This window comes from Donghicola sp. (genome assembly GCF_025210255.1).
In the GTDB taxonomy this organism is placed as follows: domain Bacteria; phylum Pseudomonadota; class Alphaproteobacteria; order Rhodobacterales; family Rhodobacteraceae; genus Donghicola; species Donghicola eburneus.
On sequence record NZ_JAOARZ010000022.1, the window covers coordinates 560,907 to 581,405 of the forward strand.

Sequence of the window (20,499 nt, forward strand, 5' to 3'; positions counted from 1 at the left end):
GAAAAAGAGGGCGCGTCGGGAAACCGGCGCGCCTTTTGCGTTATAGCGTCCGTAGGTTTCCGTCAGCGTCTACAACGGTGATCTTGTGCAGGTTCGCTTGCCGTTTCAGGGCACGCAGGGCGGTCAGGGGCATCATGCAGGCGGCTGTCGATAGGGCATCGGCCATGGCTGCGCTGTCTGCGGTGATGCTGACGGTGGACCACAGCGGGTGCTCGCCCTTCGGGCCTGTGATGTGGGGCGTGCCGTTGATCAGAGTGGCCGAGGGGCTCGAAGTCGCAACGGCGGTGCCTGTCAGGCTGGTCTGCCCGACAATGCCTTGGGCCGGGTCAGAGATCCCGAGATGAAAGGGGCCAGAGAGCGCCGCATATTCCCCGATGTTGATCAGGGCTTTATCCGCGCCCGCCGCCAGCAGGTCGGCGCGGATCAGGTCGGTGGCATAGCCTTGGGCAATGCCATTCAGGGTCAGGCTTTGGCCCGCGCCAAGGGTCAGATGGCGTCCGTTTCGCGTGGTGTGCTGCCAACCTGTCTTGGCCCGTGGGTTGGTCCAACGGGACTGGATCGACGGATCAAAGAGGCCGCCTGTCAGGCCGTGCGCCTCATCACACACGTCGATCAACTGCGCAAACTCGGGGGACATATCGGCCGAGCCCCGTTCATTCAGGCGCGTCAGGTCAGAGGGTTCATAGAGCGAAAAGGTCTGCTCGATCTGGCGCAATCTGCGCGGGATGGCGGACAGCATCGGGCCTGTTCGGTCTGGCAGGCCATAAAGCGTCACGCTGACCTCTGCCCCAAGCGCGATACCGGACCACGTATCCGCACGGGCCAGAGCGGGCGCGCAGGCAAACGCAGCAGAAAGCGTCAGGAAACGGCGACGGTTCATTCGGCGGCCTCCGGTTGTGGGCGGCGTTTTTGCGACTTTGCGGCAAGGATCAGGGGCACGCACTGCTTTGGGTCGTCATGGATGGTCACGCAATCAAGGCACTGGAAGCATTCGGAGTACTGGATTTCTCCGGTCTTCTTGATGGCGCCGTAATTGCATTTCACACGGCACAGCTGGCAGGGCGATCCGCATTCCACGCGCCGGGGAATCCAGCGGCGCAGTCGCAGGACGCCCCCGATCGCCATTAGCGCCCCGAGTGGACAAAGATAGCGGCAGAACCCTTTGAACACGAACAGGCCAAGCACCAGCCAGAGCGCGGCATAGGCCACGTAGTACCATTCGCGGATGAAAAACGTGGTGATCGCGGTTTTAAAGGGCTCGATTTCGGCGGCTTTGTCCATGTGGGCGGGGGCAAAGATTGTGACCGCGACCAATCCGGCAAGAGCGATGTATTTCACCGACTTCAGGCGCTGGTCCCAGGTGGCGCTGATGGTGATCTGGGGCAGGCGCAGCAACCGACCGATGTGGTGGGCAAATTCCTGAAGCGCGCCGAACGGGCAGAGCCAGCCACAGAACAGCCCGCGCCCCCACAGGACGAAACCGACAATCGCGGCAACCCACACAGCAAGGCCAAAGGGGTCATACAGCAGGAACGCATAGGATCCGCCTGCCAACGCCGTTTGCAGCGTGGCGAGGGGCGTGACGATGCTCAGTTGCCCTTGGCCCCACCAACCTACAAAGCCCAGAATGCCAGCCAGAACGGCTAGTCGGATCGGGGTAAACAGCTTGCGGGCGGCCAGCCACGATTGGCCGAACAACAAGACAGGGATCAGGAGTGCCATCGCGATGCCCAGGACAATCAGGTCGGTCTGGCGGCTGCGGATGGCTTCCTCGAACGGGGACAGACGGCGGACTTCGGCGGGGCGCGTGTAGAACCGCTCGGGGCTTGATAGGGTTGCGTCCAAAGAGACCGAGCCGGTCTCGGGTTGGAACATGCCGTGCTGTCGTTGCGCCTGAATAGAGAGCAGCCAGTCGCGGGTTGGATCAAAGCCGAGACGGCGGTCGGTGCGCAAGATCATGGCGGTGCCGTCGTGCAGGGCGTCCGGCGCATCATCGGCCAAAGTCACAAAGATGTCGGCGTCGCGCATCGCCACGGGCAGGCCATCTTGGTGCACTGCGATCAGGTCGGGCGAGGTGTTGCGCACGAAGTCTTCGGTCACCAGCCCGTGGCGGGCGGTCTCAACCATCAGGATCGGTGCGTCAGAGGTCGAGATCGACAGGAAGTACTGAAGTTCCTCGTAGGTATCCTCGTCCAAGACAGCGCGGGCGATCGAGGGCGGCCCCAGATCGGCGACCCACAGGTCCAGATACATGGCTTCGGGATCGTCCAGAGCCTCTGGGTCGTCATCCTGCCAGATCGTCCCCTCGAACAACTGTTGAACTTCGGCGTTGGTATAGGTGACGCGGTGGATCAGGTCTTGGTCTACGAGATCCTGCCAAGTCAGAGGCTCGTCAATCGACAGATCGGGCAGGGCAGGCGGCCCCGCCGAGACGCCTTGCATCTTTTCGCGGGCGACCTGCAGGGCGGCGGCCAAAATGCTTTCGTGGGCAATCCGGACCGACGCGGTGGCTTTGGTCACGCCATCCAAATAGACGAGCTGGCCGCCCTCGCCCCCCGCACCATATGGGGTGCCCACAACCATGTTGTCAGAAATCGAGAGCCCTCGATATTGCTCTAGGAATTGACGGAAAGGTGCCTCTCCCAGACCAGAGACAAAGATCGGCTCGTTATGCTCGATCAGTTTGACGTCCATAAAGCGCCCGTTGAGGTCCAGCACCACCAACATGTTGATCGGCGCGCCGGAGAAGCCGGGCAACGGGGCCATGACCGAGGTTTCAAAGACATAGCCCGTCTCGGCCCCGCCAGAGTTCAGCAGTTGCCAGACGCCCTTGTCATTCAGCGCCTCGCCCAAGGACATGGGCGGGACGATAAAGTCTTCGATGCGCTCGCGGGGCAAGCCCTCGGCGCTGGCGCAATGCGCAATGAACAGCCACGCGAGCGCGGCCATGACTCTCCGTAGAACTCCCATGAGCGCAGGTTAAGCACTGATCTTTTTGATGCCCTATGCGACCTTGGTCGCGGAACAGGATGTGTTAGGCTTCGGCTAGGCTGAATGCCGAACGGGAGGAGAGACCGGATGGGGAAATCTGGCGTCACGGCGGTTTCGCTGGCAGCGTTGCTATGTCTGTGGGTGGTGGCCGCATGGGCAACCGCGGATCCGATGGTCCTGCCTTACCCAGGCGAGGTTCTGTCCGTCATCGTCGATCATGCCCAAAGCGGCAAGCTCTGGACCCATATGGGGGCGACATTGCAGCGTGTGCTGATGGCGTTCGCTCTGGCGATGATCGGAGGCGGGGCGCTCGGGGTTGTTTTGGGGCAATCCGATCGGCTGAACCTGTGGCTCGACCCTTGGGTGACGGTGCTCTTGAACGTGCCTGCGCTCGTCATCATTGTGCTGTGCTATCTCTGGATTGGTTTGAACGAGGTCGCAGCGATCTTTGCCGTGGCCCTGAACAAATTCGCGATGGTCACTGTGACGATCCGCGAAGGGGTGCGTGCGCTGGACCGCGGCGTGACTGAGATGGCGCAGGTCTACCGCATGCCTTTGGGCGCGCGGTTGCGCCATGTGGTCTGGCCCCAGCTTGGACCATTTGTGGCAGCATCGACCCGCAACGGATTGGCCGTCATCTGGAAAATCGTGCTGGTTGTCGAATTTTTGGGTCGGTCCAACGGGGTGGGTTTCCAGATCCACCTCTATTTCCAACTTTTTGATACAGCGTCGGTTTTGGCCTATGCCCTGAGCTTTACCGCGCTCATGCTCGCGATCGAATATTTGATCGTGCAGCGGTGGGAGCGTGCGTCCAGCGCATGGCGTCGCGCCTAGTGCGGTTTGTCGCAGGACTTGTGCTTGTCCCCGCAAGGCCAGCGGGATAGCTGATCAGAATGAGCATTCCCGATACACCAAAACAGATCGCAGCGCCCCGAGACCGCCGCGCCGAACTGGCGCTACTGGTTGGCTCTTTTGCTTGGCTGGGACAGGCCGCGGCTATTGCGTCTGTTGTGGCGCGGGGGACTGCTGGCACACTTGACGCGGCGTTCGTGGCAATTTCGGCAGCCTTGGTTCTTGGCCTTGGGCTGTGCCGCGCAGGGCTCGAGAGGTGGGCCAGTGGCCGATTGACCGATCTGGCAGAGCGGCACGTTTCATCGCTGCGCCGTGCGATTATCGATGGCGAGTTGACACGCCGTCCATTGGCCGCGCCCGCCGCGCTGTCCAGTCTGGTTTCGGAAAAGCTGGAAATGCTGCGCCCTGCGATCCTGCGGTTCGGTCCGGCGCGGCTGCGGGCGATGGTGGTGCCCATGGCGCTGCTGATTATTGCTTTTACCCAGTCATGGTCAGCGGGGGCGATCCTGCTGGTGGCGGGGCCACTGATCCCTGTCTTTTCAGCGTTGGTTGGTATGGCCGCGCAACAGGCCAGCGCACGCCAACTGGATCAGATGTCGACGCTAGGCACGCTGTTATCCGAGCGGGTGGGCGCGCTGGTCGATATTCGGCTTTTGGGGTCAGAGCGTGCGGTGCTACGCGATTTCGAAGAGGCGACCAATGATCTGCGCGCGCGGACGATGGCGGTTCTGCGGATCGCCTTTCTGACCTCGACTGCGCTGGAATTGTTCGCTGCGCTCGGCGTCGCGATGATGGCAGTCTATGTTGGCTTTTCACTGCTGGGGCAGATCGAGTTTGGCACATACAGCGCGCCGCTCAGCGTGTGGTCCGGTGTGTTTTTGCTGTTGATTGCACCGGAATACTTTGCGCCCCTTCGCGATATGTCTGCTGCATGGCACGACCGCGCGGCGGCCTTGGCTGTTGCAGACGAGGTGATCGCATGGCGCGATGCCGAAATACCCGCCGTGTTGGGCCGCGGGGCAGAGGCGGCGGAGATCGACGGTCCAGCGGCTGTGTGTCTGACGGACGTCACCCTGCGCGTGGGCGACCAATTGATTTCTTATCCGGATGCCGAGGTGGCCGCAGGACAGGCCCTCGCGATCTCCGGCCCCAGCGGGTCGGGCAAGTCTACACTCTTGGCTGCGCTGGCGGGGTTGATGCCTGCAGAGGCGGGCGTGATTGAGGTCGCGGGCCGCGTGTTGACCGCGGCCACAGCGACGGGCTGGCGGCAGCGGATCGGTTGGATGCCCCAATCCCCCCACTTCATGAAGGCATCGGTACTGGCAAACCTGAAGCTCGCGCGGCCTGACGCGGATATGGCGGCTGTGAATAATGCACTGCAAGCCGCTGGAATTTTGTCGCAAATTCACCGCTTGCCCCATGGCATTAACGAAACATTGGGCGAAAACGGAGCGGGTCTGTCTGGCGGCGAAGCGCGCCGAGTGACACTGGCCCGTGCGCTCCTTGCGGGCGTAGATGTGCTGTTGGTGGACGAACCCACAGCGGATCTGGACGCCGAGACAGCTGCGGCGGTGCGGAGCACATTGCTTGGCCTTCGGGACGAGGGCGTGCTGCTGGTCATTGCGACCCATGATCCGGCGTTGCTTGCCGCGTGTGATCTGTCGATTGCGCCCAAGCCGAGGGGGGCAAGCGCATGACAGCGATGAAGCGTGTTTTGATCCTGTGCCTGCGCTCTGCCAAGGGGACGATGTGGCGCGGTGGGGCGTTGACCGTCTTGGTCCTGTTGGCTGGCGTGGGGCTGTTGTCGCTTTCGGGCTGGTTTATCGCGGCCGCTGCGGCGGCAGGTCTGGCAGGCGCGGGCCTGACATTTGACGTTTTTAAACCCAGTGCAGGGGTCCGTGCGTTGGCCTTGGGCCGGACGGCAGCGCGCTACGGGGAGCGGCTGCTCACCCATGATGCGACGCTCAAGGCGCTCGTCGCGGTGCGTTTGCGGCTACTGCGCGGGTTGATGGCGCAGCCCTTGCGGCGGCTCGAACGGGTCCGCGCGGGCGCTGCGCTGAACCGGATGATTTCTGATGTGGATGCTCTGGACGGGGTAACCTTGCGCCTGTTCCTGCCCGCGATTGCCGGTGCGATTACGTTAATCTTGGCCTCGTTGGGGCTGCTCTGGCTGATCGGTGCGCCGGTCGCTGGGTGGATCGCCTTGGTCTACGGCGGCAGCGCGTTGGCGATCGGCCGACGGTTCGGGCCCAAAGCGCTACCGGCCGCTCGGCGCGCGGAACGGGCGATCCAAGCCGTGCGCGCGCGGGCCAACGACGCCTTTGCCGCGCGAGAGGATCTGACGGTCTATAACGCACTGGATGCGCAGGCCGCACAAATCCACCGCGCGGGCTTTGCCCTTGGGCGTGCTCGGGATCGCCGTGACAGCGTGGAACGGTCCGCGCAATTCTGGGTCACCATCGCCGTGCAAAGCGCTGTGGCAGGGGCACTGTTCGTCGGGTTCTGGCAGGTCAGCCAAGGCACCCTGAGCACGCCGCTGGCGACAACCGGTGTTCTGGCGGCATTGGCTCTGTCCGAGGTGTTGATGCCCTTGGCCCGCGGGATCTCTGAATTCGGACGGATCGCAGACTCTGCGCGGCGCGTGATGGACGACATTCCCGAAGAGACCGTCCCACTCGCAGAGCGCGGCAAAACCGGACCCGTTGTGGTGCCGCCCTTGGACCTGCGCGGGGTGGCAATCACGCCGCTGATCGACACCCTGTCCCTGACCGTCGAACGGGGCGAGATGGCGCTGCTCTCCGGTCCCTCGGGCGTTGGGAAATCCACTGTGCTGAATGTGATCGCCGGGCTTCTGCCTGCGGATCGGGGCAGCGTGTGCATCGGCGGGACTCCGGTTGACCAATACAGCGACGAGGACCTGCGCGGGAACCTAGGCTATCTCCCTCAGCGAGCGGCGCTGATTGATGGCTCTGTTCTGGACAGTTTGCGCCTGGGGAACCCTGATTTGTCCGAAGATGAGGCTTGGCAAATCTTGGAAGCGGTGCAGCTCTCGGGATTCGCGACATCGCGCGACGGGCTAAAAACCCGCGTCGGATCACGAGGAAGTGCGCTGTCGGGGGGAGAGCGGCGGCGTGTCGCATTGGGTCGTCTGATCGCAGGACGCCCCGCTGTGTTGCTGATGGACGAGCCGACCGAAGGGCTGGACGAAGCCACCGCAACCGCTGTTTTACAAGGTATTCGAGCTTATCTGCCCACCTCTGCTATCCTGATCGCCAGCCACCGAGACTGTGACCGTGCGCTCGCGGATCGCACGATTACCTTGCGGTAATTTACCACCTTACGTTTGCTGTATCGCGGATTTAGGTTTTGACCCAGATCAAGGACCGATGCATTCCGACTATGGGATATGTCTCCTCGTAAAATCTTAATCTGCGGGATAGGTTTTCCCGCGCACTCAGGAGCAGACAATGGAACTCGATGTCGTAGAGCTGTCCAGATTGCAGTTTGCAATGACGGCGCTCTATCACTTTCTGTTCGTGCCGCTGACGCTGGGTCTCTCGATCCTCGTTGCGATCATGGAGACGGTCTATGTCATGACCGGTCGTCCGATCTGGCGACAGATGACCAAATTCTGGGGGACTCTCTTCGGGATCAACTTTGTCCTTGGCGTGGCCACGGGCATCACCATGGAGTTCCAGTTCGGCATGAACTGGGCCTACTACAGCCACTATGTCGGGGACGTGTTCGGCGCGCCGCTCGCGATCGAGGGTCTGATGGCCTTTTTCCTTGAGGCGACGTTCGTGGGCTTGTTCTTCTTTGGCTGGGACAAGTTAAGCCGCGTGAAGCACTTGATGGTCGCTTGGCTTGTGGCGATTGGCTCGAACTTTTCGGCCTTGTGGATCCTGATCGCAAACGGCTGGATGCAAAACCCTGTGGGCGCAGAATTCAATCCGATGACCATGCGGATGGAGATGACCAGCTTCTTCGATGTGGTGTTCAACGAGGTCGCGCAGGCGAAATTCGTGCACACCGTGTCGGCCGGTTACGTCACCGCAGCGATGTTCGTGATGGGCGTGTCGGCGTGGTACTTGCTCAAGGGGCGCCACATTGAACTGGCCCGCCGGTCGATCACCGTTGCAGCGTCGTTTGGTCTGGCGTCGGCGATCTCGGTCGTCGTTCTGGGGGACGAGAGCGGCTATGACGCTGGTCTGAACCAGAAGATGAAGCTGGCCGCGATCGAAGGCATGTGGGAAACCGAAGAGGCCCCCGCGCCCTTTACGCTGGTGGGCATCCCCGACCAAGAAGACCGCGAGACCCATTATGCGATCCATGTGCCCTATGTTATGGGGCTGATCGGCACCCGTTCGCTGACCGAGGAAATCCCTGGCATCGCGGAACTGGTCGAAGAGGCCGAAGGACAAGTGCGTTCCGGCATCATCGCCTATGACGCGCTGATGACCATCCAAGAGCAGATGCAAGACACGCCCGCAGATGTCATGGAGACATTCGAGCAGCATAGTGACGATCTGGGCTACGCCTTCCTCTTGCTGCGCTACGTGGATGACCCGCGCAACGCGACCGAAGAGCAGATCGTAATGGCCGCAAATGACACCGTGCCCCACGTGTGGCCGATGTTCTGGGCCTTCCGCATTATGGTCGGTATTGGCATGGCGCTGATCCTGATCAACGGCTACTTCTTTGTCCGTAGTTCGTTCAAAGGCATGGATTATCCCCGTTGGGCCCTGCGCCTGTCGGTGGCGGCGATCCCGCTGCCTTGGATCGCGGCCGAGATGGGCTGGATCGTGGCCGAGTATGGCCGCCAGCCTTGGACCGTGGACGGCATTCTGCCCACCGCGCTGTCTGTCAGCCACCTGAGCGTCACGCAGCTGCTGCTGACCATTGCGGGCTTTGCGCTGTTCTACACAGTGCTGTTCGTCGTCGAGATGGGCTTGATGATCAAATACATCAAAAAGGGCCCCACGCAGGACGTCGCAGTGACCGAGGAATGGATGGCCAAGCACGAGCACCGCTTGCGCACCCATGACGGCAATGTGCCCGAATTCACACCGGCGGAGTAATAGATATGATCCTTCATGAGCTCATTTCTTTCGAAATGCTTCGCGTGATTTGGTGGGGCCTGCTCGGGGTCCTGCTGATCGGATTTGCCCTGACGGACGGGTTCGACATGGGGACGGGGGCGCTGCTGCCTTTCGTCGCCAAGACGGACACCGAACGCCGCGTGGTGATCAACACTGTCGGCCCCGTGTGGGAAGGCAACCAAGTATGGTTCATCCTTGGCGGTGGTGCGATTTTCGCCGCGTGGCCGCCGCTTTATGCGGTGTCGTTCAGCGGCTTCTACATGGCGATGTTCATTGTCCTGTGTGCCTTTATCGTGCGTCCCGTGGCGTTCAAATACCGCTCCAAGCGTCCGTCGCCCACATGGCGCAGCACGTGGGACTGGGCCCTCTTTGCGGGTGGAGCGGTGCCGGCACTGATCTTTGGCGTCGCCGTGGGCAACGTCCTGCGCGGTGTGCCGTTCCACCTGACCCCGTCGCTGATGCCGATCTACGAGGGCAGCTTCTTTGGCCTCTTGAACCCCTTTGCCCTGCTGACCGGCGTGGTGTCCTTGTCGATGCTGATCATGCACGGGGCGGCTTGGCTGAACCTGAAAACCGAAGGCCGCATCCAGTCTCGTGCTCGCCGCTATGGCTTTACTGCCGGTGTGGTCGCGATCATCGGCTACGCGGTGGCGGGGGCTTGGCTCTTGCTGATCACCGACGGCTATAGCTTCGTCAACGATGTGGTCACTGATGGTCCCTCAAACCCGCTGATGTCGGATGTGGTCAAGGGCGGCTCTTGGATCGCGTCCTACGGTGATCGCCCGTGGATCATGATCGCACCGATCATGGGCTTTGTCGGGATGCTGATGGCTCTGCGGGGTCTGACCTCGGGCGGCGAAGCGACGACCATGCTTTGGTCCAAGATGGGCATCCTTGGGGTGATCTCGTCCGTGGGCCTGACCATGTTCCCGTTCATCCTGCCGTCCAGCACCGATCCCGACAGCTCTCTGACCGTGTGGGATGCCTCTAGCTCGCATCTGACGCTTTTCGTGATGTTGGTGGCGACGGTGATCTTTATGCCGCTGATACTGATGTACACCTCGTGGGTTTACTCTGTCCTCTGGGGCAAGGTGACCGAGGATGACGTCAACGCCAACGGCGAAACCCTGTATTGAGAAAGGACTGACACATGTGGTATTTTGCCTGGATATTGGGCCTGCCTCTGGCCGCGTTGTTCGCGGTTCTGAACGCCATGTGGCTGGAGTTGCGCGAGGACGCAAAAATGGCCGAAGAAGACAACCAGTCCCTTTAAAAGGGCCTGACATCGATGATCGGGAAGGGGCAGCTTCGGCTGCCCTTTTTCGTGCTTTCTGCGACTGCAAAGAAATCTGAGCGAGAGATTAACGAATCCCGTTGCGCATTATCGACTCTTCGCCTATCAAAAACGACAGGTACGGGAGACACTGACGACAGTCAGGGCCGAAGGAGCAACCGCCCCGGTAAACTCTCAGGCAAAAGAACCGGCCTACTGGAACACTCTGGAGAGAGGCGCCTCATGCGCCCGCCGAAGGGATAGCGATCTCAGGCGACAAGGACAGAGGGGGCATCGAGCGTGGGGAAACCCGCAGGGACACGATGCCGGAGGACCGCTCCGGAAGAACCGGAGGACAGATGAGCGATTTGCTTCGCACACCGCTGTACGATCTGCATGTGGAACTTGGGGCCAAGATGGTGCCATTCGCGGGCTATGACATGCCCGTGCAATACCCCCTTGGCGTGATGAAAGAGCACCTGCATTGCCGTGCCGCTGCCGGCCTGTTCGATGTCAGCCACATGGGGCAGGTGATCCTGCGCGGGGCGGATGCGGCTGCTCAGTTGGAATCGCTGATCCCCCAGAACGTGCTGGGTCTGGCCGAGGGGCGTCAGCGCTATGGTTTCTTTACCAACGAACAGGGCGGCATTCTGGACGACCTGATTTTTGCCAACCGCGGCGACCATCTGCTGCTGGTCGTGAACGCCGCGAACAAGTCCGCCGACATTGCCCACCTGAAGGCCCACATGGACGGCGTCGAAGAAATCACCGACCGCGCATTGTTGGCCTTGCAGGGTCCTGCGTCAGAAGAGGCCCTGAAATCCATCGTGCCCGCGTTGCCCGAGATGAAATTCATGGACGTCGCCATCGTGGACAGCCCCTATGGCGAGCTGTGGGTTTCGCGGTCGGGCTATACGGGCGAGGATGGCTATGAAATCTCTGTCCCCGAAGCGACCGCCGACGAGTTTGCCAAAGCCCTGATAGCGTTGGAGGCTGTCGAGCCCATTGGCCTAGGTGCCCGCGACAGTCTGCGGCTTGAGGCTGGTCTGTGCCTGCATGGCAATGACATTGATCCCACCACCACGCCGGTAGAGGGCAACCTGATCTGGGCCATACAGAAATCCCGTCGGACGGGCGGGGAACGGGCAGGGGGCTTCCCCGGCGCGAACGTCATTCTGGACCAGATCGACAACGGCGCGCCGAAAAAACGCGTGGGCCTGCAGCCCGAAGGCCGCGCCCCTATGCGTGCCCACACCATGATCTACGCCAGCGAAGAGGCCGCCGACCCGATTGGTGAAGTCACCAGCGGTGCCTTTGGTCCGACCCTCGGTGCGCCTATGTCGATGGCCTATGTCACCACCGAATTTGCGGCCAGCGGCACGCGCCTGTTTGGCGATGTGCGCGGCAAACGCATGCCTGTTCAGGTCGTCGACCTGCCTTTTGTCCCCAATAACTTCAAGCGCTAAGCCAGTAGGAGACCCGCGAGATGAAATTCACCGAAGAACACGAATGGCTCGAAATCGAAGGCGACCTGCTGGTGGTCGGTATCACCGAACACGCCAGCACTCAGCTGGGGGATGTGGTGTTTGTCGAACTGCCCGACGTGGGCCGCGAAGTGGAAAAGGGCGAAGAGATCGTTGTGATTGAATCGGTCAAAGCCGCCTCCGACATCAGCGCGCCCGTGGATGGCGAGATCGTCGAAGTGAACGAAGAGATCGTGGATAACCCCAGCCTCGTGAACGAGGATCCCTTGGGCAAGGCTTGGTTCTTCAAGATTAAGGTAGAAGACACCAGTGTGATCGACGGCTTCATGGACGAAGGCGCATACAAAGACTACGCAGGCTGAGGCTGACATGACCTTTACCCCCACCGACTACGATCCCTACGATTTCGCCAACCGTCGTCATATCGGCCCCTCGCCAGAGGAAATGGCCGAGATGCTGAAGGCGGTGGGGGCAGACAGTCTGGATGCCCTGATCGACGAAACCGTACCCGCCAGCATCCGTCAGGCCGAGCCGCTTGAGTATGGCGCGCCCAAGTCCGAGCGCGAGCTGACATGGTTCCTGCGCCAGATCGCCAAGAAGAATACCGTGCATTCCTCGATGATCGGGCAGGGCTACTACAACACCGTGATCCCTCCCGCGATCCAGCGCAATATCTTGGAAAACCCTGCGTGGTACACGGCCTACACCCCTTACCAGCCCGAAATTTCGCAGGGGCGTCTTGAGGCATTGCTGAACTTCCAGACCATGGTTTGCGATCTGACCGGTCTGGAGATCGCCAACGCCTCGCTCTTGGACGAGGCAACCGCCTGCGCCGAAGCAATGGCGATGGCCGAGCGTTTGGCTAAATCCAAAGCCAAGGCGTTCTTTGTCGACGAGAACTGCCACCCGCAGAACATCGCCGTGATGCAGACCCGTGCAGCGCCCTTGGGGATCAAGGTGATCGTCGGGAACCCCGCCGAACTGCAGGCGGATCAGGTCTTTGGCGCGATCTTCCAGTACCCGGGCACCTATGGTGGGCTGACCGATTTCACTGCGGAGATGGAGGCCCTGCACGCGGCCAAAGCCTTGGGTATCGTGGTCGCGGACATCATGGCGCTGACCCTGCTGAAAGAGCCGGGCGCGATGGGCGCGGATATCGCTGTGGGCAGCACCCAGCGGTTCGGCGTGCCTCTTGGCGGGGGCGGCCCCCACGCGGCCTATATGTCCTGCCGCGACGCGTACAAACGCTCTATGCCCGGCCGGATTGTCGGGGTGTCTGTAGACAGCCACGGCACGCCCGCCTACCGCCTGTCCCTGCAAACCCGCGAGCAGCACATCCGCCGCGAAAAGGCGACCTCGAACGTCTGTACCGCGCAGGCGCTGCTAGCGGTGATCGCGGGTATGTACGCGGTGTTCCATGGTCCCAAAGGTCTGAAGGCCATCGCGCAGCGCATCCACGCCGTCGCCGTCCAGTTCGTCGAAGGTCTGGAAGAGGCTGGTTTCACCGCCGAGCCGACCACCTTCTTCGACACCATCACGGTCGAGGTCGGCCCCATGCAGGGCGTGATCTATCAGGCCGCGCTGGACCGCAAAATCAACTTGCGCAAAGTCGGTGCGACCAAACTCGGCATCTCGGTCGACGAGACCACCCGTGGCGAAACCATCGAACGCCTTTGGGAAGCCTTTGGCATCACGCGCACGTTTGACGAGGCGCATCAGGCCTACCGCTTGCCCGCCGATCTGGTGCGCGAGAGTGAGTATCTGACCCACCCGATCTTCCAGATGAACCGTGCCGAGACCGAGATGATGCGCTATATGCGTCGCCTGTCGGACCGCGATCTGGCGCTGGACCGTGCGATGATCCCGCTGGGCTCATGCACCATGAAGCTGAACGCGGCGGTCGAGATGGCGCCGATCACTTGGCCCGAATTCAGCGCGATCCATCCCTTTGCCCCCGAAGACCAGCGGGCCGGGTTCGCAGAAATGGTGGATGACCTGAGCCGCATTCTGTGCATGGCCACCGGCTATGACGCGATGTCGATGCAGCCCAACTCGGGCGCGCAGGGCGAATATGCGGGCCTCTTGACCATCATGGCCTACCACGAGGGCAACGGCGAAGGGCACCGCAAGATTTGCCTGATCCCGACCTCGGCTCACGGGACGAACCCTGCCTCTGCCCAGATGTGCGGGATGAAAGTCGTCGCGGTCAAGGCGCTGGAAAACGGCGATATCGACCTCGAGGATTTCCGTGCTAAGGCTGAAAAGGCGGGCGATGATCTGGCGGCCTGCATGATCACGTACCCCTCGACCCACGGGGTTTACGAAGAAACCGTGCGAGAGGTCTGCGCGATCACCCACCGCTGTGGCGGGCAGGTGTACTTGGACGGGGCGAACCTGAACGCGCTGGTCGGGCTGGTAAAACCCGGCGAGATTGGCGCAGATGTCAGCCATCTGAACCTGCACAAAACCTTTGCCATTCCCCACGGCGGCGGCGGCCCCGGCATGGGTCCGATCGGTGTCAAAGCGCACCTTGCGCCCTATCTGCCAGGCCATCCCGAAACGGGCGGCGCGACGGGTCCAGTGTCCGGTGCGCCTTGGGGCTCGGCCTCGATCCTTGTGATCTCTTGGGCCTATTGTCTGGCCATGGGCGGCGCGGGTTTGACGCAAGCCACCAAAGTCGCGATCCTGTCGGCGAACTACATCGCGAGCGAGTTGAAGGACCATTACAACGTCCTATTCAAGGGGCGCTCGGGCCGTGTGGCGCATGAATGTATCCTTGATACGCGCCCGTTCAGCGACCGCGCCCATGTGACCGTGGACGATGTCGCCAAGCGTCTGATGGATCACGGTTTCCACGCGCCGACTATGAGCTTCCCTGTCGCGGGCACCTTGATGGTCGAGCCGACGGAATCAGAAACGAAGGCTGAACTGGACCGCTTTATTGTCGCTATGAAGGACATCGCCGAAGAGGTTTCCGCCATCGAGCGCGGCGAGATGGATGCCGAGAATAACCCGCTGAAGCACGCGCCGCACACGGTGGCATCGCTTGTGGGCGACTGGGATCGCCCCTACAGCCGCGAGGCGGGGTGCTTCCCTGCGGGCAGCTTCCGTGTGGACAAGTACTGGCCGCCGGTCGGGCGCGTCGACAACGTGCACGGGGATCGCAACCTGATTTGCACTTGTCCGCCGATGGAAGAGTATCTGGACGCGGCGGAATAAGATCAGAGGGGCTCTGGCTGGTGATGGTCGGAGCCCTTTTTCTTTTAACGCTCTTTGTGGCTTGCGGCGGGCCGTGAGTATTTTTGCAAAGCAGAAAGAGCTTGGTGTTTCAGTGGGGATGAAGGGCGTGTCCTTGGCTTGCGGCGGCCGTGGATTTGGCTAGGCTGCACGCCATGACGAAGATTGATCCTGTTCTTTATCCCCTTGGCGAAGATGGCTTGCTGGTGGAATTTGCGCCGGCCCTGTCGATGCAGGCGAATGCGGCGGCGATTGCGTGCCGTGATGCTGTTTCTGTGTTAGGACTGGACGGGGTGGTTGAGGTTGGATCGACGCTGAAATCCACGTTTATGCGTTTTGATCCTGCGGTGTTGTCCCGTGGGCGTGCTGAGGCGGCGTTGCGCGATGTGTTGGGGCAAGAGGATTGGTCTAAGGTGGAGGCTCCGGTGGCGCGGGCTTGGCGGTTGCCGAGTTGCTTTGATGCGGATTTTGCGCCGCAGTTGGAGGAGTTTGCGGGGCTAGCGGGTCGGTCTGCAGCGGATCTGGTCGATGAATTGGCCGCGACACCTCTGCGGGTGCTGGCTTTGGGGTTTGCGCCTGGAATGCCGTATCTTGGAGAATTGCCTGCTCATTGGAATGTGCCACGGCAGAGTGGTTTGACGCCGAAAGTGCCGGTCGGGGCGATTACGGCAGCAATCCGGCAAATCGTGCTTTTTGCCGTACCTTCGGGAACTGGCTGGCGGCAGATCGGGCAGGCCGCATGGCGTGGATTTGATCCTGATGGGTCGGGGCCGTATCTGAGCGCAGGGGATGTCCTGCGCTTTGATCCTGTGGGGCCAGAAGCCTTTGCCGATCATCTCGCCGCTGGCGGCGGGTTGCTGGAGGACCGGCTATGACCTGGATCAAGGTTCTGTCCGCCGGGCCCTCGGTCACTTTGCAGGACAGCGGGCGCACCGGGCTGTCGGCGTTTGGTCTGTCGGCGGGTGGGGCGATGGACCCCATGGCTTTGGCCGAGGCCCGTGCCCTGCTCGGGGCTGGTTTCGATGGCTGTGCGATTGAGATGGGACAGATGGGCGGACGCTACACGGCGGACGGAGATCTGATCATCGCCCTGACCGGCGCGCGGATGAAAGCTCAATTGGACGGTGAGTCTTTGGCGTGGGGGCAAACCCACGCGTGGCCGGCTGGTGCTGAGTTGGAGATAGGCGCTGCGACCGAAGGGACCTATGGCTATTTGGCGGTCGCAGGGACATGGCAGGTGCCAGAGCGGTTCGGGGCGAAAAGCACGCATATCCAAGCGGGAATTGGCGCACCGATGACTGACGGGGATGTGCTGGAATTGGACCCCACACCAGCCGAGGCTGGACTTGGTTTGCCGAACTGGCGGACGACTGCAACCGAGGTGCGTGTGATCCCGTCTGTTCAGAGCGGCTGGTTCGGGGAGGAAGGGAGCGCTTGGCTGGAGCAAACCGTGTTTTTGAAAACCGCTCGGGCGAGCCGGATGGGGGCCGCCTTGTCGTTTGACGGGCAGGGCGTGCAGTCGGACCACGGGCTGAGCGTGACGTCCGAGATTGTTAGCCTTGGCGATATTCAGATCACGGGGGACGGCACGCCCTATGTGCTGATGCGAGAGGCGCAGACAACCGGCGGCTACCCCCGCATTGCGACCGTCATCAGCGCTGATCTGCCTGCTTTTGCACAGTTGGCGGCGGGCGCGAAGATCCGGTTTCGGTTCGTCACGCTAGAGCAGGCACTGGCGGCGCGCGCGGCGCAGGTCGACTTTGCCAAGGCATTGCGCGGGCGGGTTGCGCCCGTCGTGCGTGCGCCAGAGACGATCCATGATCTACTGTCTTTTACCTTGGTGTCCGGTGTTGTGTCGGCCACTGATCCGGAGGGCTGGGAATGACCACCATCGATCTGAATGCTGATATGGGCGAGAGCTTTGGCCCTTGGGTCATGGGGGACGACGCGGCGCTACTGCAGGTGATCAGCAGTGCAAACGTGGCGTGTGGATTTCATGCGGGCGATCCTGTGGTCATGGCGCAAACCATCGCGCAGGCCAAGGCGGCGGGCGTCGCTGTCGGGGCGCATCCGGGCTTTGACGATCTGCAAGGGTTTGGGCGGCGTGATCTGAAACTCACCGAGGCCGAGTTAACTGCACTGGTGCAGTACCAGCTTGGCGCGTTCATGGGGATGGCGGCAGCGGCAGGCGTGCCAGTGGCGCATCTGAAGCTGCACGGGGCGCTGGCAAACATGTGCGCGCGGGATCTAGAGATGGCGCTGGTGTGCTATCGCGCAGCATTAGCTGTGTCGCCCGACTTGCGGCTTTTCGTGATTGCCGGAACCCAGCAGCAGCGCGCGGCAGAGCAGTTGGGCGCGACCTTCAGTGCCGAGATTTTTGCCGACCGCGCGTATCAAGACGATGCGACGCTCGTGCCGCGGGGCCAACCGGGCGCTGTGCTGCATGACCCCGATCAGGCTGCAGAGCGGGTGCTGGAAATGGTCCAAGAGCGCTCTGTCATTGCGCAATCTGGCGCGCGGGTGAATGTGCCCGTTGATACGATTTGCCTGCACGGCGACACCCAAGGTGCGATCCAAATGGCGCGTGCGGTGCGCGCGCGGTTGGAGCAAGCGGGGGTGCAGATCGCCGCACCTGAATAATTTCTGATCTGAAGGGTTGAGCTTCCAGTAACTGGAAGCCCTATATGCAGGGCAAGAGAAAGGAATCCTTGTCATGCATCGTCAGTACAAATTGTCAGGATTGAATTGCGCAGGCTGTGCGCGGCGCTCTGCTGCCGCCGCGTCCGAGGTTGCCGGCGTTCTGGACGCCAACACCAATTTCGCGACCCACACGCTCGAGATTGATACGGGGCCAGCCTTTGACCCATCGGCGCTCCAAGCGCGCTTGGCCAAGGCGGGCTACCCTATGGCGACCGAAGAGATCGTGCTGGACCTAGAAGGGCTCAGCTGTGCTTCTTGCGTCTTGCGCGTGGAAAAAGCGCTGGCAAATGTAGAGGGCGTGGTCGAGCCCAAGGTCAATCTGGCCGAGGACCGTCTTCGTGCCAAAGTCTATTCGGGCGTGTCTGCTGCGGACCTGATCGCCGCTGTTAAGCAAGCGGGCTATGGTGCGCGGTTACGGACAGATGAGACGGCAGAAGGTATCGATAAATCAGTGCAGTATCGGCAGAAGTTCATTCTATCGGCTGCCCTGACAGTGCCTGTCTTTGTGCTGGCAATGGGGCGCCATTGGGTGCCCGGATTTGGCGCGTTGATCGACGGCACAATTGGAGCGCGGGGGGATATGCTGCTCCAATTGGTCCTGACAACGTTGGTTTTGGCGTGGCCTGGACGAGGGTTCTTTCAATTGGGTCTTCCGGCGCTGTTCCGAGGTGCGCCTGACATGAATGCGCTTGTCGCGCTCGGCACTCTGGCGGCGTGGGGGTACTCGACCGTTGTGACGCTGGTGCCCTCTGCCATGAGCGTGGCGGGCCACGGGGTCTATTTCGAGGCTGCAGCAGTGATCTGTACTCTGATCCTTTTGGGGCGCTGGATGGAAGCGCGTGCCAAGGGGCGCACAGGTGCGGCCATCCGCGCGCTTATGGATCTGAGCCCGAAAACTGCGCGGGTCGAGCAGGCTGACGGGACAACCGCAGAGCGCCCTCTCGCGGAAATCGAGAGTGGAGATATCCTGCAACTGCGCCCGGGCGAGCGTGTGGCGGTCGATGGCACTGTGTTGTCCGGTCAAAGCCATGTGGACGAGTCGATGCTGACCGGTGAGCCTGTCCCTGTTGCCAAAGACGAGGGGGACGCGGTGTCGGCTGGCACGTTGAACACCACTGGCGCGTTGCGCGTCCGTGCGGATGCGGTCGGCAGCAAAACCGCCTTGGCCCAGATCATCCGCATGGTTGAAACTGCTCAGGGCGCGCGGCTGCCTGTTCAGGCGTTGATTGACCGCGTGACCATGTGGTTTGTCCCTGCTGTTTTGGGAATTGCTGCGCTGACTTTCCTTGTTTGGCTGGTGGTTGGGCCGGATTTGGCCCGCGCACTGATCGCAGCAGTGGCCGTTCTGATCGTGGCATGCCCCTGTGCGATGGGGCTGGCAACACCGACCTCGATTATGGTTGGCATGGGCCGCGCGGCTAAGTTGGGTGTGCTCTTTCGCAAGGGCGACGCGCTGCAAGAGCTGCAATCGGTCAAAGCTGTGGTCTTTGACAAAACCGGCACTCTGACCGAAGGCCGCCCGGAACTTGCCGCCGTTCTGCCGTCTGATGGGGTGACAGAAGCAGAGGCTTTGTCGCTTGCCGCAGCCTTGGAGGCCAAGTCAGAGCATCCGATTGCCCACGCAATTCTCCGCGGCGCAGAGACGGTCCCAGAGGCCGAGGGCTTCCTGTCTGAAACAGGATCTGGCGTCGAGGCGCGGGTCTCTGGTCAGACGATCCGTGTGGGCACGCTGGCTTGGGTGGGCGGCTCTGTCGCTGGTGCACTGCAATCTGAGGCCAAGACCCGCACTGCGCGGGGAGAGACGGTCGTGTGGGTGTCACGAGATGGCGTGGTCATCGCGGCCATCGCAGTGGCGGATCGGATCAAGGACAGTGCTGCCGAGGCGGTGCAGAACCTCCGCGCCGAAGGGTTGGAACCCGTGATGGTCACCGGTGACGCTCATGCGACGGCGGAATATGTGGCGCAGCGGTTGGGAATCACCCGTGTGATTGCGGGCGTGCGCCCTGAAGGTAAACGCGACACCGTGGAGCAATTGAAGCAGGAGTTCGGGAAAATTGCCTTTGTCGGTGACGGGATCAACGATGCGCCCGCTCTGGCCAGCGCTGATGTCGGGATTGCTATTGGCACCGGCACAGATGTGGCGGTCGAAGCTGCGGATGTGGTGTTGATGTCTGGCGATCCCTTGGCCGTGCCCAAGGCGATTGGCCTGAGCCGTGCGACTCTGCAAAACATCCGTCAGAACTTGGTCTGGGCCTTTGGCTATAACATTGCGCTGATCCCTGTGGCGGCGGGTGTTCTCTATCCCGCGCTCGGGCTGACGCTGTCGCCGATGCTGGCGGGCGGGGCGATGGCGCTGTCCAGCGTCTTTGTTCTGGGGAATGCGTTACGGCTGAACCGTGTGACCTTGGGGCAGGGGGCAAGCGTATGAATATCAAGGATGTTTCCGACCGCACGGGGCTGCCCGCCAAAACGATCCGCTATTACGAGGACATCGGCCTGATCACCCCAGCACGCGGGGAAAACGGATATCGCAAATTCTCGGAGAACGACTTGCATAAGCTCGCCTTTGTCGGGCGGGCACGCCACTTGGGCTTTTCGATCGAGGATTGCCGCAACCTTCTCGCCCTTTGGGGGGATAACGGGCGCAGCAGTGCAGATGTGCGGGCTATTGCCCAGAGCCATTTGGAGCAGATCGAAGCAAAGCTGCGCGAGCTGGCCGAAATGCGCGATACTCTTGCGCGGCTCGTCCATTGCTGTGCGGGGGACAACCGGCCGGACTGCCCGATTTTGGAAGACCTCGCGAAAACACACATCTGATCTACATCAAGTCCCGCCGTCTCTCGACGTGATAGCGTCATTGCAG

Annotated in this window: 16 protein-coding genes and 1 riboswitch; of the genes, 14 read left to right on the plus strand and 2 right to left on the minus strand. The window is 61.7% G+C overall.

Annotated features, from left to right (window positions below):
• Positions 1-40: 40 nt before the first annotated feature.
• On the minus strand, positions 41-880 hold the full coding sequence (locus tag N4A58_RS09995) for an FAD:protein FMN transferase (RefSeq protein ID WP_293709157.1): 840 nt from the start codon (positions 878-880) through the stop codon (positions 41-43).
• On the minus strand, positions 877-2,949 hold the full coding sequence (locus N4A58_RS10000) for a 4Fe-4S binding protein (RefSeq protein ID WP_293709159.1): 2,073 nt from the start codon (positions 2,947-2,949) through the stop codon (positions 877-879). The genes N4A58_RS09995 and N4A58_RS10000 overlap by 4 nt, the downstream gene beginning before the upstream one ends.
• A 129-nt stretch (positions 2,950-3,078) precedes the next feature.
• Between N4A58_RS10000 and N4A58_RS10005 the strand changes: the two genes are divergently transcribed.
• The 14 genes from N4A58_RS10005 (at position 3,079) to cueR (ending at position 20,453) form a co-directional block, all read left to right on the plus strand.
• Entirely contained in the window at positions 3,079-3,825 is a 747-nt protein-coding gene (locus tag N4A58_RS10005; RefSeq protein ID WP_293709161.1) for an ABC transporter permease, read from the plus strand.
• Between the two features lie 59 nt (positions 3,826-3,884).
• Positions 3,885-5,540, plus strand: coding sequence for an ABC transporter ATP-binding protein/permease (locus tag N4A58_RS10010; protein WP_293709163.1), 1,656 nt, complete (start codon positions 3,885-3,887; stop codon positions 5,538-5,540).
• Complete coding sequence (locus tag N4A58_RS10015) at positions 5,537-7,171, plus strand: amino acid ABC transporter ATP-binding/permease protein (RefSeq protein WP_293709165.1); 1,635 nt, start codon at positions 5,537-5,539, stop codon at positions 7,169-7,171. Before N4A58_RS10010 ends, N4A58_RS10015 begins: the two co-directional genes overlap by 4 nt.
• A gap of 139 nt (positions 7,172-7,310) precedes the next feature.
• Complete coding sequence (locus N4A58_RS10020) at positions 7,311-8,921, plus strand: cytochrome ubiquinol oxidase subunit I (protein ID WP_293709167.1); 1,611 nt, start codon at positions 7,311-7,313, stop codon at positions 8,919-8,921.
• 5 nt (positions 8,922-8,926) lie between these two features.
• Positions 8,927-10,078: a cytochrome d ubiquinol oxidase subunit II gene (cydB, locus tag N4A58_RS10025; RefSeq protein WP_293709169.1), complete on the plus strand. Its 1,152-nt coding sequence runs from the start codon at positions 8,927-8,929 to the stop codon at positions 10,076-10,078.
• A gap of 14 nt (positions 10,079-10,092) precedes the next feature.
• Positions 10,093-10,215, plus strand: coding sequence for a cytochrome bd-I oxidase subunit CydX (gene cydX / locus N4A58_RS10030; RefSeq protein WP_293709171.1), 123 nt, complete (start codon positions 10,093-10,095; stop codon positions 10,213-10,215).
• Between the two features lie 132 nt (positions 10,216-10,347).
• A riboswitch (glycine riboswitch) is annotated at positions 10,348-10,435 on the plus strand.
• Between the two features lie 139 nt (positions 10,436-10,574).
• Positions 10,575-11,681, plus strand: a complete 1,107-nt coding sequence (gene gcvT / locus N4A58_RS10035; protein ID WP_293709173.1) for a glycine cleavage system aminomethyltransferase GcvT — start codon at positions 10,575-10,577, stop codon at positions 11,679-11,681.
• A gap of 20 nt (positions 11,682-11,701) precedes the next feature.
• On the plus strand, positions 11,702-12,061 hold the full coding sequence (gene gcvH, locus N4A58_RS10040; RefSeq protein ID WP_293709175.1) for a glycine cleavage system protein GcvH: 360 nt from the start codon (positions 11,702-11,704) through the stop codon (positions 12,059-12,061).
• Positions 12,062-12,068: 7 nt separating this feature from the next.
• The gene (gene gcvP / locus N4A58_RS10045) at positions 12,069-14,918 is read left to right on the plus strand and encodes an aminomethyl-transferring glycine dehydrogenase (protein WP_293709177.1); all 2,850 of its coding nucleotides are present in this window, start codon (positions 12,069-12,071) and stop codon (positions 14,916-14,918) included.
• 173 nt (positions 14,919-15,091) lie between these two features.
• Positions 15,092-15,811 (plus strand): carboxyltransferase domain-containing protein, encoded by a 720-nt coding sequence (locus N4A58_RS10050; protein WP_293709179.1) that lies wholly within the window; start codon positions 15,092-15,094, stop codon positions 15,809-15,811.
• The gene (locus N4A58_RS10055; protein ID WP_293709181.1) at positions 15,808-16,821 is read left to right on the plus strand and encodes a biotin-dependent carboxyltransferase family protein; all 1,014 of its coding nucleotides are present in this window, start codon (positions 15,808-15,810) and stop codon (positions 16,819-16,821) included. Before N4A58_RS10050 ends, N4A58_RS10055 begins: the two co-directional genes overlap by 4 nt.
• On the plus strand, positions 16,818-17,576 hold the full coding sequence (locus tag N4A58_RS10060; protein ID WP_293709183.1) for a 5-oxoprolinase subunit PxpA: 759 nt from the start codon (positions 16,818-16,820) through the stop codon (positions 17,574-17,576). The genes N4A58_RS10055 and N4A58_RS10060 overlap by 4 nt, the downstream gene beginning before the upstream one ends.
• A 73-nt stretch (positions 17,577-17,649) precedes the next feature.
• Positions 17,650-20,064: a heavy metal translocating P-type ATPase gene (locus N4A58_RS10065; protein WP_293709185.1), complete on the plus strand. Its 2,415-nt coding sequence runs from the start codon at positions 17,650-17,652 to the stop codon at positions 20,062-20,064.
• A complete protein-coding gene (cueR, locus tag N4A58_RS10070; RefSeq protein ID WP_293709187.1) occupies positions 20,061-20,453 on the plus strand; it encodes a Cu(I)-responsive transcriptional regulator in 393 nt (130 codons plus the stop codon). Before N4A58_RS10065 ends, cueR begins: the two co-directional genes overlap by 4 nt.
• Positions 20,454-20,499: the final 46 nt, after the last annotated feature.

Excerpts from the sequence above, each read along its gene's own strand:
- N4A58_RS09995 (WP_293709157.1), bottom strand. The coding sequence starts at position 880 with ATGAACCGTCGCCGTTTCCTGACGCTTTCTGCTGCGTTTGCCTGCGCG.
- N4A58_RS10000 (WP_293709159.1), bottom strand. The coding sequence starts at position 2,949 with ATGGCCGCGCTCGCGTGGCTGTTCATTGCGCATTGCGCCAGCGCCGAG.
- N4A58_RS10005 (WP_293709161.1), top strand. The coding sequence starts at position 3,079 with ATGGGGAAATCTGGCGTCACGGCGGTTTCGCTGGCAGCGTTGCTATGT.
- N4A58_RS10010 (WP_293709163.1), top strand. The coding sequence starts at position 3,885 with ATGAGCATTCCCGATACACCAAAACAGATCGCAGCGCCCCGAGACCGC.
- N4A58_RS10015 (WP_293709165.1), top strand. The coding sequence starts at position 5,537 with ATGACAGCGATGAAGCGTGTTTTGATCCTGTGCCTGCGCTCTGCCAAG.
- N4A58_RS10020 (WP_293709167.1), top strand. The coding sequence starts at position 7,311 with ATGGAACTCGATGTCGTAGAGCTGTCCAGATTGCAGTTTGCAATGACG.
- cydB (WP_293709169.1), top strand. The coding sequence starts at position 8,927 with ATGATCCTTCATGAGCTCATTTCTTTCGAAATGCTTCGCGTGATTTGG.
- cydX (WP_293709171.1), top strand. The coding sequence starts at position 10,093 with ATGTGGTATTTTGCCTGGATATTGGGCCTGCCTCTGGCCGCGTTGTTC.
- gcvT (WP_293709173.1), top strand. The coding sequence starts at position 10,575 with ATGAGCGATTTGCTTCGCACACCGCTGTACGATCTGCATGTGGAACTT.
- gcvH (WP_293709175.1), top strand. The coding sequence starts at position 11,702 with ATGAAATTCACCGAAGAACACGAATGGCTCGAAATCGAAGGCGACCTG.
- gcvP (WP_293709177.1), top strand. The coding sequence starts at position 12,069 with ATGACCTTTACCCCCACCGACTACGATCCCTACGATTTCGCCAACCGT.
- N4A58_RS10050 (WP_293709179.1), top strand. The coding sequence starts at position 15,092 with ATGACGAAGATTGATCCTGTTCTTTATCCCCTTGGCGAAGATGGCTTG.
- N4A58_RS10055 (WP_293709181.1), top strand. The coding sequence starts at position 15,808 with ATGACCTGGATCAAGGTTCTGTCCGCCGGGCCCTCGGTCACTTTGCAG.
- N4A58_RS10060 (WP_293709183.1), top strand. The coding sequence starts at position 16,818 with ATGACCACCATCGATCTGAATGCTGATATGGGCGAGAGCTTTGGCCCT.
- N4A58_RS10065 (WP_293709185.1), top strand. The coding sequence starts at position 17,650 with ATGCATCGTCAGTACAAATTGTCAGGATTGAATTGCGCAGGCTGTGCG.
- cueR (WP_293709187.1), top strand. The coding sequence starts at position 20,061 with ATGAATATCAAGGATGTTTCCGACCGCACGGGGCTGCCCGCCAAAACG.